The following is a 12,320-nucleotide window of genomic DNA, read 5'->3' on the forward strand; positions in this document are numbered from 1 at the left end:
GAGTATCACACCGGAGGCTTGTGGTTTCCTTTCGGTCCGCTAGAGGTTCTCGGCCGCCCACCTGGCGAGCGCGACCCGTGTGGTCAGTCCGAGTTTGGCGTAGCTGTTGCGCAGGTGGGTCTCCACGGTTCGTCCACTGAGGAACAGGCGAGCGGCGATGTCCGCATTGGACAACCCGGCACCGAGCAACCGGACCACATCGGACTCGCGGACGGTCAGCGGGCCGTCACGGCTCGGTGCCCGGACCCGGACACCGAGCGTGCGGGCGAGTCGACGTGCCCGGTTGGCCCAGTGCGCCGCGCCCGCTTTGTCGAAGACCTCAAGGACCTGAGGCAGAGCCGGGGCGGACTTGCTGAACTCGTACTGCTCGAGCCTCGCCTGCGCGGCCAACAGCGGGGCACCCATGCCGTCGAACGCGTCTGCGGTACGGGCCAACAGATCCGCGTCGTGCAGACGTACTCCGTCCAGCCGGTCGGCGATGGCGATCATCAGGGCCGCTGCCTGGTCGAACTCGCGCAACGACGCGGCACATTCCGCAGCAGGCGACGATTGGCCGTTGTTCAGCCCGCACAAGCCCGCGAACAGCATCCGCAGCATGGTCGCGACCGGGTCGCTGTACGTCTGCGACGCGTCGAACGGGATCGAAGGCAGCGGCTTGTTGTCGTAGAGCGCGATGGCGGTCGATGCGAGGGCGACGACCTCGACGAGACTCTGTTCAGGAGAGCGATAGGACCGTTCCGCCTCCGCGAGTGCCGCCGTCGCCTCCGCGAGTTTGCCCTGCTCGGCAAGCACGAACGCGCGGAACGCCAGCACTCGCGAGATGGACCGGGGCATCCCCGACTCCTTGGCCACGGCGACGCCGGTGTCGATCTCGGCGAGCGCATTCGCCAAGTCACCGGCGAGGTAATACCCGAAGGACAACGCGTAGTGCTCGAAGCACTTCAGCGAAGGCAACTCGACCAACGTCCCCGCGCTCACCGTCTCTCGCGCGCAGTCGATGGACATCGCGACGTCGCCGTTCAACGCGCTCAACGCGCTGAGGAAGAGCTGGAAGTACTGGGCGTAGAACGGCAGCTCGGCCTCGCAGCGCTTGGCCTGTGTGACCGCGTTCTGAGCGTGCACCAACGCGGGCTTGAACTTCTGGTCGATCAACAGACAGACGGCCTGCCCGAAGTGGGCGACCGCACGCGCGTGCGCCGGATGCCCGGGTCCGATCCAGTCGGACAGGCTCGCACTCAGCGCGCGGACGTCGTCCAGGGTGCCGTGCCGCAGGGTGTAGATGATCGACTGGATCGCGATCTCCGGCGACTCCAGCGGGATGTCCCGCAACTGCGTCCACAGCTGGCTGTTGGCCATCGCCGAATCCAGCCGTTCGGAGTCCAGCATCGCCAGCCGGAACCGCAGCACAGCCAACGCTTTGTCCAGGCCAAGCCGATCGGCGAGTCTCATCCCCGTTGTCCACGCGGCCGTCGCGGCGTCCATGTCGCCGAGGTTCATGTGGGCACGGCCGATGCCGTCGAGCAGGTCCGGCTGCAGTTCCGGCTCGGCCAGTTCCATGGCCGCCTCGAGATACCGGACAGCTTCCTCCGCGGCCCGCACAGCCAGGGCACGCCAGCCTGCCTCGGCCATCACCGCGACGGCCCGTACGGGATCAGCCAGGCTGCCTGCCTCGCGGTAGTGCGGGGCGAGCGCGAGCGTGTCGTCCGGGTCGGTTTGCTCGATCGCGGCGAGCACAGCAGCGTGCAACGCCCGCCGTTCGCTGAGGGTCATCTCGGCATACGTGACCTCGGCGTACAACGGATGTGCGACCCGGTATGTCATGGCGCGGGCAACGGGACGTTCGACGACCAACCCGTCGACGATCAGTGTGCGCAGTGCTGCGGGAGCGTCCGATACGGCCCTCAGGACGGCATCTGTCGCCGCCTCGCCCGCCACGGCGACGGTCTCAAGAAGCCTGCGCTCGGGTTCGTCCAGGCGCTGCAGACGGCCGAGGACGACGTCCCGCACGATCGTCGGCACCGCCTGGAAACCGCCTTGGACCAGGGCGGTGACGAACAACGGCACGCCCTTGGCCCGCTGTGTGACGTCTTCGAGGAACCGTGGTTCCGGCGCCTCACCGAGCAAGTTGTGGGCAATCCGCGCCACGTCATCGTCGGTCAGCGGGGCCAACGACAGTTCGGTGCCGTCGCGCCGGACAGTCGTAGCGAGGTCATCCAGTGTCGGGTTGGCCTCGCCTGGGCGGTACGCGGCAAGCGTGAGGACGTTCTGGGTGTTGCGGCCGAGGTAGTGGACGAGCTCAATGGTGCCGCGGTCCGCCCAGTGCAGGTCATCGATGAAGAACACAGCGGGCGCGTGCCGTTCCACCAGCCGCGCCACGGCCTCGAACATTTGCGTCCGGTCCAGCTCGGGGTTGTCGGTCGGCGCCATCGTCGGCAGACGCGGGTCGGCCATAAGCCTGCCCAGCTGCGTCAGGCCGCTCATCTCCGTCATCTTGGCCAGCAACGGCCGGACAGCTGCCACGATCGGCGCGTACGCGAGCCCGGCGTGCAACGGGTGCGCCTGTCCATGCAGGACCGTCAGGCCACGCTCGTCCGCGAGGTCAAGGGTGTGCTGGGCGAGGGCCGACTTGCCGATCCCTGCCTCCCCGCACAGCAGGATCGTCCCGCCCGGTCGATCCAGCGCTCGCGTGAGCGTGTCCAGCTCCGGGTCCCGCCCGACGACCTGGGATTTCATCAACCCCTGACTCTACTGGAGGGGGCGAGGGAATTTCAGCGAGCAGCAACCCGCTGCGTGGTTTGGGGGTGAAGTACGTGGCCTTGCGCGGCATCCGCTGGCCGGCGGCGTGCACCGCGAGCACGTCGGCCAACGGGACGGGAGCGATCAGCAAGACCGCGTCGGCGTCCGGCCGTGCCGGGCGGCCGGGTGGCAACGGCCAGACCTGTGGCCCGGCCGGATCAAGACCAAGCGCCTGCTCGATCAAGATGTTCTCGACCTGCCGGTGATCGATGTCCAGGCCGGGCAGCTTCACGTGCAAGGCGGCATCTCCGGCCACCACCACGACCGTGCCGGGCGTCTGCGGGGGAGTGCGGTCGTGGTTGGGCTGCACGTCGAGACCGATGCGCCGCCATCGCCCGGCGAGGTCCTCGAGGCTCAGCCCGGTGCCGACCAGAACCCGGTGAATCGGGCCGATCCGCAGGGCCGGGCCCGCGGTGATCAGGGCGAGCAGCGAGCCGTTCCCGGCTTCGGCAGCCGCGGCGACCCGGTGGTTTCCGTCGGCGACGAGCAGCGACTGCACGCACGCGGCCTCGATCAACCTGTCCTGCAGCTCTCCTTTGCCCGCCAGCCACAGCCGCGCGTCAGGCAGAGACACAGCCGGCGCGCCGAGTTGGGCGACCGCGTCGCACAACAACCGGGTGAACTGCTCGCCGCCGTCCACCGGGACCAGCATCGCCGCGCTGGTCGCGCAGCCGAGCCCGCTGAGCATCGCGGCCCGTTCCGCGACGACATCCGGGTAGACCTCTTCGGTGTGCCGCACCCACGCGCGCCCATCGGTGTTGACGGCGGCTGGATCGACCACGCACAGCAGCCCGAGCGCCGATCCCGTCGGACCCTTACCCCACGACAGCCCAACCACATCGGTCACCGGACGGTAGTGGCTGGCACGCAGTTCTCTCAGCGCGGTGTGCGCGATCGGCAGCGCCGCACGCAGGTCCAAACCTTGTGCGCGAGCCGCAGGCGTGCGATGCGGATGCTGCACGGCCAGCAATGTGCCGTCCGTCGCGCCAGGCTGAGCCAGTGCGGTGATCACCTGATCCGGCTCGGCGAACTCGTCCACATCCGGACCAGGCACGGAGTCCCGTACCACCCAGCCGCGCCGGATCGGCGATACCCAGGTGTTCATCCGGTTAACGGTACTCCCGTCAACAGGTTCGGCAGCTCTTGTAAGAATCGCGGGCATGACCATTCTGGTTCTCGGTGGACGCAGTGAGATCGGCCTTGCCGTGGCCAAGCGCCTGGCCGCAGGCACAGTTGTGCTGGCAGCGCGGCGAAGTGCCTCGCTGGACACCGAAGCCCAGCAGTTGCTGGACGCCGGGGCGACGCATGTGGAACGGGTCGAGTTCGACGCGGATGACCTGGCCTCGCACGGTCCGCTGCTCGAGGACGTGTTCGCCCGGTTCGGCCCGGTGTCCGTTGTGGTCACTGCCTTCGGCATCCTCGGCTCACAGGAGAAGGCCGAAGTGGACGTCGCACACGCGCTGGAGATCGTGCATGTGGACTATGTCGCGCACGTCAGCGTCCTGACGCACCTTGGCCGGTTGATGCGGGCTCAGGGGAGCGGGACGATCGTCGTGTACTCGTCGGTCGCCGGGGTGCGGGTGCGCAAGGCCAACTATGTTTACGGTTCGACCAAGGCCGGGTTGGACGGGTTCGCTTCGGGGATGGCCGACGCTTTGTATGGCACTGGCGTCCGGGTTCTGGTTGTCCGGCCGGGGTTCGTGATCGGCCGGATGGCGGCCGGGATGAAACCGGCGCCTTTCCCGTCCACACCGGACAAGGTGGCGGATGCGACGGTGAAGGCGTTGCGCGGCAAGAAGTCGGACATATGGGTGCCGGGGATACTGCGGTGGCTCTTCGCGGTGTTGCGGATCCTGCCGCGCCCGATCTGGCGCCGCCTGTGGCGATGATGTAGCCCTTGTCGGAGGACCAGTTGGGTTCGCGCGCCATGATCCTGACCGCGGAAGGCCAGCGGGAAGCCGCGATCAAGTCTGCTGTCTCCAGCAATGGATGCCGCTGTGCTGTCGGTGCTTGGCGTGGCTAGGCAGGACAGGGCTGGGTTTCCCTGTCCTGCCAACGTCTTTCTACCTCAGCTGAGGGCCTTGACCTCCTTGATCTTGGCTTCCTGGTTCTCGATGATCTCGTTCGCCATCGCCTTGGCGTTCGGGTTCTGGCCTTCCGACACCAGTGTCTTGGCCATCGTCACGCCGGACTCGAGGTGTTTCTCGATCAGCTCAAGCCACTTCTTGTCGAACGCTTCACCGGACAACCCTTGCAATGCCTTCATGTCCGTTGTGGAGATCATGCCGGGCATGTCGTGACCGCCGTGCGCGGCCGCGTCAGGCTGGGAGGCGCCCCACTGGGACAGCCAGCCCTTCATCGTCTGGATCTCTTTCTCCTCCGCGCTGAGCACCGAGGCAGCGACGATCTTCACCTCTTGACCGGTCGCTTGCTGGGTGGCCAGGTCGGCCATCTGGATCGTCTGCTGGTGATGGGGAATCATGTCCTGGGCGAACTTCACGTCCGCCTGGTTGTGAGTACTCGCGCCGGCAGGGGGAGCCGTGGCGGTCGAGCTGCCACCAGTGGACGAGCATCCCGTCACTGCCATCGCGATGGCTGCCACGATCGCCATCAGTCCTGTACGCATCGCACCTCCGTCTCCTCCACGCTTGGAGATACGGATGTGACCGCCCAGACGGTTCAACGGCGTGCGAAGTTTGTCCGAATGCCAGGTCAAACCACGTTGTGCTCCGGCCGGATCTCCTGCGAAGCGAACCGGGTGGCGTCCAAAGAGGACACATCGACCACTGGTGTGTGGCCGAGCACGAGGTCGCGCATGACCTCGCCGATGGCCGGCCCCTGCAGGAAACCGTGGCCGGAGAACCCGGTGGCGTACAAGAACCTGCTGACCTCACGCGATTCGCCGACGATCGCGTTGTGGTCAGGTGACACCTCGTACAGGCCGGCCCAGCCGCGAGCGATGCCGACCTCGGTCAGGCTGGGTGCGCGTCTGGCCGCCGCGGCCGCGAGTCTTTCCAGCCATTCATCCGATACATGTGTGTCGAACCCGAATTCCTGGTCGGGATCGGACATTCCGACCAGCAACCCCGGTCCTTCCGGGTGGAAGTAGAAAGTCGTGCCGAAGTCGATCGTGAACGGCAGGTCCGACGGCACCGAAACCGGTTCGGTGACACGGATCTGCCTGCGCAACGGCCGCACTGGCAACGGAACCCCGACCATGTCGCCGATCGCGGCCGACCACGCGCCCGCCGCGCACACGACCGTCGATGTCGGGATGAACTCCCGATCGGTCTGCACGCCAAGGATTTCGCCATCCTTGACAGCGATTCCGGTGACTGTGCAATGCTGACGGATGTCAGCGCCCAATCGCCGTGCAGCGCTTGCATATCCCTGGACAACGGCCTCGGGTGTGCAATGACCGTCGCGTGGGGAGAAAACCGCGCCGAGCAAGCCTTCGGTCGAGATCAACGGCGAGAGTTCTCGCGCCTCCTCGGCCGAGATCATCCGGCTCGGCACACCCAGCGAGTTCTGCAAGTCCACACTGGTCTGGAACGCCGCCATGTCCTCGGCGTTGTCCAGCAGGAACAGATATCCGTGCTGCCGCAGGTCGATCTCGGCGCCTGGCCGCGTGCCGAACCGCTCGAACGCCGCAAGACTCCGCAGTCCCAACGCGATGTTCACCGGATCGGAGAACGTCGCCCGCACGCCGCCCGCCGCGCGGCTGGTGCTGCCGGAGGCGAGCGTGCCCCGCTCCAGCAGCACCACGCTGACACCGGCTTCGGCGAGGTGGAACGCGGTACTCGCGCCCACCACGCCGCCGCCGGTGATCACGACCTCCGTCACAGGCGGAAGTCCTCATCCGGCTGGACCTCGGCCACGTCCATCTGCGCCTTCTGCAGCTTGCCGGAGAAGTCCCAGTTCATCGACTGCCACCGGGTGAACTGGTCCAGCACCCAGATACCCGACTGACGGCTGCCGTTGCCGGACTTGCCGTTGCCACCAAAGGGAAGATGCGCCTCGGCGCCGGACGTCGAGTTGTTCACGCTGACCATGCCCGCGCTGATGCCTTGGCGGTAACGGAAAGCGGTCGTCGGGTTGGTCGTGTAGACCGAAGAGGACAGTCCGTACCCTGGCTTGTTCGCCAGCTCGATCGCCTCGTCGAAGGTCTGATACGTGGTCACGCCGACGATCGGGCCGAACGTCTCCTCGAGGAACACCCGGTCGTCCGGCTTGACGCCGTCCAGGATCACCGGGTGGTAGAACAGGCCTTTCGACGGGTCGCCGACAAAGCCGTCGCGCGGGTTGTCCGCGGTGATCCGGCCGGTACCGGTCGAACCGAGCACGGTGTGGTGCTCGCCGATCCACCCGAGATACTCCTCATAGGACTTGGCGAACTTCTCGTCCAGCAACGGTCCGAAAAGGACATCGTCATCCGGCTTGCCCGCCTTGGCCGCCTTGACGGCCGCGTCGAACCGCTGGACGAACTCGTCGTGCACGCTCTCGTGGACGATCACCGTGCCGAGCGAGGTGCAACGTTGCCCAGCCGTGCCGAACCCGGAGAACAGCGCGCCCTCCACGGCCAGGTCGAGGTCGGCGTCCTCGGTGATCACCATCGGGTTCTTGCCGCCGAGTTCCAGGCACGGCGACTGCAGGTGCCGCCCGCACAGCTCGCCGATCTTCGTGCCGACCGCACTCGACCCGGTGAACCCGACCTTGTCGACCAGCTTGGCCTCAAGCGAGTCCCGCAGACCGTCAAAAGTGGACTGTCCATCCGCGAAGACGAGATTCAGCACGCCCTTGGGCAACCCGGCATGCCAGATCAGATCGGCGAACGCCTTCGCGCTGGCGGCGGCGTACTCCGCGGGCTTCCAGACAACGGCGTTGCCGCACAGCAGCGCGGGCACCAAGTACCAGGACGGCACAGCGACAGGGAAGTTGCCCGCGGTGATGATCGTGGCGACACCGACCGGAACCCGGAACGTGAACAACTGCTTGTCCGGCATCTCCGAGGGCACGGTCTGGCCGTAGAGCCGCCGTCCCTCACCGAGGAAGAAGTCACACGTGTCCACGATTTCCTGGACCTCGCCGCGAGCCTCGCCGATGGGTTTGCCGATCTCCCGCGTGACGAGCTGGGCAAGCGTCTCCTTGTTGGCTGCCACCAACCGGCCAAGCGCGGCCACGAACTGGCCACGCACAGGCGCAGGCACAGCTGCCCATTCCCGCTGCGCCCGCCGGCCGGATTCAGCGGCCGCCTTCAGCGCATCGGGGCCCGCCAAACGGACCGTCGCCACGACGTCGTCGAGGTTCGAGGGGTTGCACGACTCGTAGTCGGAGCCCTCGCCTGACCAGGTTTTGCCTTCGATGATCGATTCGAGCGTCTGCACGAATCTCACCGTAGGTCATACGCGGCCCGATCCGAGGTCCTTGTCCTGCGGTCGTACTCCGAAACCAGTCCCGGCCAGTTGCTGACCACCCGTCCGGACGACGTCCGATACCAGCTGTCGCACGACGTCCACACCGTGTCGGCGAGCCGCCGCTGCATCTCCTCGTCGAACCGCTCGGCCACTTCGGACCGTACTTCGAGCGACTGCCCTGGCCGGAGATAACGGACCAACCGGGCGATGTAGCGCGCCTGGCGTTCGAGCATGTAGATGATCGACCCACCACCGAGGTTGGTGTTCGGGCCGTACATCAGGAACAGATTGGGGAATCCGGGTACCGAGATGCCCAGATACGCGCGTGCTCCCTTGGCCCACGCGTCAGTACGCAGATCCTGGCCGTCCCGGCCGCGAATCTCGATGGGCGCAAGGAAATCCTTGGTGTCGAAACCGGTTCCGAAGATGATCGTGTCGACCTGGTGCTCCACGCCGTCCTCGGTGCGCACGCCGCGCGGGGTGATCTCGGTGATCCGGGTGGTTTCTAGGCGCACGTTCGGCTTGGTCAGCGCGGGGTAGTAGTCGTTGGCGAACAGGATCCGCTTGCACCCGGCCGGATAGTCCGGCGTGAGCTTGGCGCGCAGTTCCCGGTCCCTGACCTGCAGCCGCAGCAACGCCAGCGCGAGCCCCTGGAACGCCTTCGCGATGACCTGGTTGCCGATCCAGCCCTTGGTCATGATCTCGCAGATCGCCCAGATCCCGCCGCGACCGGCCATCCGCGCCTGCGGGAAACGCCGGAACAGCTCCTGATGCCAACGCCCATACCGCCGATCGGGCTTCGGCAGGACGTAAGGCGCGGTGCGCTGGAACAGCTTCAGAGTCCGGACCAACGGCTGGATCCGGGGTACGAACTGGATCGCGCTGGCGCCGGTGCCGATCACGGCGACGCGCTTGCCGGTCAGGTCATGATCATGGTCCCACCGCGCGGAGTGGAACATGCGGCCGTGGAACGTGTCCATGCCAGGGATGTCCGGCAGCGCGGGCCGGGAAAGCTGGCCGACGGCCGGGATGAGCACGTCGAACTCGAACTTCTCGCCATCGGTCGTGGTCACGTGCCAACGCCCGTCGTACTCGGCCGTGGCGACCTCGGTCTGGTAGCGGATGTGTTCGTCGACGCCGTACTTCTTGGCGACGCCCGTCAGATACTCCCGGATCTCCGCCTGGCCGGAGTACCTCTGTTGCCACGGGTGGTTCGGCTCGTACGAGAAGCTGTACAGCGGCGACGGCACGTCACACGCAGCGCCCGGATACGTGTTCTCCCGCCACACACCGCCCATCTCGGCGGCCTTCTCCAGCAGGGTGATGTCGGTGACCCCGGCTCGTCGCAGCTCGATGGCGACACCGATCCCGGCGAACCCCGACCCGATGATCCCAACCTTGGTCATCCGTTGACGTTATCTCGTCCAGGGAATTGCGGAAGGGTAAATGTGGCCGCGGCGGTCGCGAGCCACGTCAGCAAGTCGGTCAGCGGGATCTTCTCGTGCCACCGCTCAGCCTCACCACGCAGCACAAGCCTGCTCGCACCCAGCTCGACCTCGGTCAGCCGCAGCCCACGCGGCAAGTCGGGGATCTCGATGACAGTCGGGCCGAGTTTCTCGGCGCTGCGAAACCGCATGGACCGCAGTTGCAGGACCTTCGGCTTGAGGTGCACACAGTCGCCGACGACAGCCGGCTCGACCTCGATGTGCCCCCAGCTGCGGCGCGGCGCCCACTTCACCCGCATGACGGCGTCCTCGCCGATGTCGACGATGAGATCCGGCTGCAGCTCCGCGACCTTCGCCTTCACGACGTCCGCGGCCAGCGTGATCTCCACGGACACCTCATTGGCCCGCACACTGGGCAACGGCAGCGACTGGAACTGCACCTTGCTGCCGGTGATCGCGAGCTGCTGGACAGGCGTGCCAGGCCAGGCCACATCAACGGCGACGATCCGGACGCTGGGGACCTGCCCAAGCGCCAGACCGACCGTGTCCAGTTCCGTGTCGATTTCGACAGGTGTGAGGGTGACGTCCGCGTCACCGACCCGCATCGTCAACTCACGACCGATGACCCGGTCACCCGCAGCACGGACAGCGGCCTGCAGCACCGCAGCCGGACTGCCCGACGACATCAGGGCTTTACCGGCGGCGAACAGGCCCTCCAGCTCGCGCCACGGCCACGTCACTCGGCCGGATCTCCCGGCTCGTCCGGTTTCCTGGGCATCGGCCGGATCCGGATCACGCCGGCGTCGAGGTCGACTGACCGAGGATCGAACAAGTCACCTGTGCCCTGGTCGTCCGAGCTCTCCTTGCGAAGCTTCCCCGGCCCGAAGAGCTCACCGAACTGTGCCATCCCTCTACGGTAGCGATTGTTGGCCCGTCCTGCGGGGTACCCGTGGCCGGTGGACGACGACAGAGACTTACTCCACCGGGCCAGGGCCGGCGCCCGTGAGCTGGTCCACGTAGCCCGGGAAGGCGACACCAACGGCGTTTTCGACGCCCTGCGCAAGCTCACGGGGGACGAAGGCATCGTCGGCACGGACACCCGGATGATCGTCGGCCAGCTCGTGTCCGCGTCAGCGCAGATGATGCTGTTGCGCGTGGGGAACGCTCCGCCGGACGTCACGTACGCGGTGGACTTGCGAGATGAAGAAGAGTTCGCGGTTCCGATTGATGAGCTTGAGCCTCCGTTGCGGGCAACGGTACGAGCTTTGCTCGCGGAGTTGAATGGGCGGCCGGACGAGGCTGGGTTCCAGTTGGATTTGGCTTTGTCGGAGCAGACCGTTCCGACTACTTTGGATGTTGTTGTACATTCGCTGCTGTGGACTATTGGGTTGTTAGAGTGGTGTGAGGCTGAGGCTCAGCCTGTTCCTTCGTGGCTTTCTGTTGAGTCTTGTAATTGAGTGGTGGCTTTGGGGTTGGGTTCGGGTTTCTAGCTTGGTTTCCGTTTGCTTCGGGTTCTGGCTCGGTTTCCGTTTGCTTCGGGTTTCAGCTGGGTTCTTTTGCTTTGGCCTTTATTTCTGCCTTTGGTGCCTGCTGCGGCTCGATTTGACTTGGGGCCCCTGCGGCGCGCTCGGGGAGGAAGCCGGGGAGTCCCCCTTCGTTCCGCATCATTTTTCCTTCGTGGCGCGTGGGGCCTCCCCGCACCGGACAGTTTAAGCGCGCCGCTACCCCAAGTAAAATCGAGCCTTCGCTTCGCCCACCACACCCCATACCCCACTTTTCGCTTCGCTCACTTTTCGCGCCATACCCGCTTTGTCCTTTTGCCTACTTATTCCAACTCATAAGGTTCCGGCTGTGTGGTGTGTGTTTTTCCGCTTGGTGTGGTGAAGGTGAGCGTTCCTGGTTCGGGTTGCTCGATCTTCCAGGTGCTTCGCTCTTTCAACAGGTTGTGCTTCTTGCACAAGGCGGCAAGGTTGGCGACGCTGGTTTCACCGTGGTCGGTATGGCGTTGGGTGTGATCTATTTCGGTGCGCTCCGCGGGTTCTTCGCAGCCGGGTTGTCGACAGGTGCGGTCGCGCAGTTGGATGTGGCGCTTCAACGAGGGCGGAGCGAACCTGCGGTGGCTGACTTCCAGGACATGACCTGCCGGGTCGGTGAGGATGCGGCGCCAGGTGCTGTCGCGGGCTAGTTCGCGGGCGTGCTCAGCGGTGATCGCGCCATACCCGGATAGCTCACCAGGCCGCTCGGTCAACCCGGCCAGGGTGGTCATCGGGACCATCACGTTGGTGGCGATGACCGGGCGCTTGATGTTCTTGCCCGCCACCAGGTCCATGAACACATCCGCCCGGCACTGCTTCAGCGACCGCTCCTTGGTGTTGCGCTGCTTGGCCAGGGCGTCGATCTGGTTGAACGCGGTGACCGCTTCGGCGGCATCCAGGGTGATCTTCAACTGGGCCAGGCCGTCGGGCAGGTCGACGAGTGTGACGCCGCGCTCTTCCTCGCGGGCGCGCTGGCGTCGTTGGTCGGCGGCTGTGACGTCGGCGCGGGTGACGGTGTCACGCACAGCACGCCGGAACCGGGAGTGATCAGCCCTCGGCCCCCGTTCCAACACCCGCTGTTCCACCCACCGCGCCTGGTCATCCGACAGCACCGCAGTCTGTTTGGTCAT

General features: G+C 66.1%; 11 protein-coding genes. 2 read left to right on the top strand and 9 right to left on the bottom strand.

All coding sequences use genetic code 11. The features are described from left to right. Nucleotides 1-39: 39 nt before the first annotated feature. Complete coding sequence (locus B9C43_RS05285; RefSeq protein WP_235038524.1) at nt 40-2,700, bottom strand: ATP-binding protein; 2,661 nt, start codon at nt 2,698-2,700, stop codon at nt 40-42. After that, a complete protein-coding gene (locus tag B9C43_RS05290) occupies nt 2,600-3,901 on the bottom strand; it encodes a DUF1015 family protein (protein WP_235038442.1) in 1,302 nt (433 codons plus the stop codon). The genes B9C43_RS05285 and B9C43_RS05290 overlap by 101 nt, the downstream gene beginning before the upstream one ends. A 55-nt stretch (nt 3,902-3,956) precedes the next feature. Between B9C43_RS05290 and B9C43_RS05295 the strand changes: the two genes are divergently transcribed. Further along, nucleotides 3,957-4,685, top strand: a complete 729-nt coding sequence (locus B9C43_RS05295) for a decaprenylphospho-beta-D-erythro-pentofuranosid-2-ulose 2-reductase (protein WP_033391805.1) — start codon at nt 3,957-3,959, stop codon at nt 4,683-4,685. A 179-nt stretch (nt 4,686-4,864) separates the two neighbouring features. Here B9C43_RS05295 and B9C43_RS05300 read toward each other — a convergent pair whose 3' ends face one another. The 6 genes from B9C43_RS05300 to B9C43_RS56590 all read right to left on the bottom strand — a co-directional run bounded on the left by B9C43_RS05300 (nt 4,865) and on the right by B9C43_RS56590 (nt 10,562). Next, a complete protein-coding gene (locus tag B9C43_RS05300) occupies nt 4,865-5,422 on the bottom strand; it encodes a DUF305 domain-containing protein (RefSeq protein WP_084424892.1) in 558 nt (185 codons plus the stop codon). 86 nt (nt 5,423-5,508) lie between these two features. After that, on the bottom strand, nt 5,509-6,639 hold the full coding sequence (locus B9C43_RS05305) for an NAD(P)/FAD-dependent oxidoreductase (RefSeq protein WP_084424893.1): 1,131 nt from the start codon (nt 6,637-6,639) through the stop codon (nt 5,509-5,511). After that, nucleotides 6,636-8,180 (bottom strand): aldehyde dehydrogenase family protein, encoded by a 1,545-nt coding sequence (locus B9C43_RS05310; protein WP_143446131.1) that lies wholly within the window; start codon nt 8,178-8,180, stop codon nt 6,636-6,638. The genes B9C43_RS05305 and B9C43_RS05310 overlap by 4 nt, the downstream gene beginning before the upstream one ends. 5 nt (nt 8,181-8,185) lie before the next feature. Continuing rightward, nucleotides 8,186-9,616, bottom strand: coding sequence for a flavin-containing monooxygenase (locus B9C43_RS05315; protein WP_084424894.1), 1,431 nt, complete (start codon nt 9,614-9,616; stop codon nt 8,186-8,188). Beyond that, nucleotides 9,613-10,395, bottom strand: coding sequence for a hypothetical protein (locus B9C43_RS05320; protein ID WP_084424895.1), 783 nt, complete (start codon nt 10,393-10,395; stop codon nt 9,613-9,615). Before B9C43_RS05320 ends, B9C43_RS05315 begins: the two co-directional genes overlap by 4 nt. Continuing rightward, complete coding sequence (locus B9C43_RS56590; protein ID WP_160096333.1) at nt 10,392-10,562, bottom strand: hypothetical protein; 171 nt, start codon at nt 10,560-10,562, stop codon at nt 10,392-10,394. The genes B9C43_RS05320 and B9C43_RS56590 overlap by 4 nt, the downstream gene beginning before the upstream one ends. 49 nt (nt 10,563-10,611) lie before the next feature. On the opposite strand from B9C43_RS56590, the gene B9C43_RS05325 reads away from it, so the two are divergent. Next, complete coding sequence (locus B9C43_RS05325; protein ID WP_084424896.1) at nt 10,612-11,112, top strand: hypothetical protein; 501 nt, start codon at nt 10,612-10,614, stop codon at nt 11,110-11,112. A gap of 368 nt (nt 11,113-11,480) precedes the next feature. Here the strand turns inward: B9C43_RS05325 and B9C43_RS57435 are convergent. Beyond that, nucleotides 11,481-12,320, bottom strand: an 840-nt coding sequence (locus B9C43_RS57435; RefSeq protein ID WP_200825424.1) for an HNH endonuclease signature motif containing protein, incomplete at its 5' end; no start/stop codon positions are given.

Source organism: Kibdelosporangium aridum (genome assembly GCF_900176515.1).
In the GTDB taxonomy this organism is placed as follows: Bacteria; Actinomycetota; Actinomycetes; order Mycobacteriales; family Pseudonocardiaceae; genus Kibdelosporangium; species Kibdelosporangium aridum.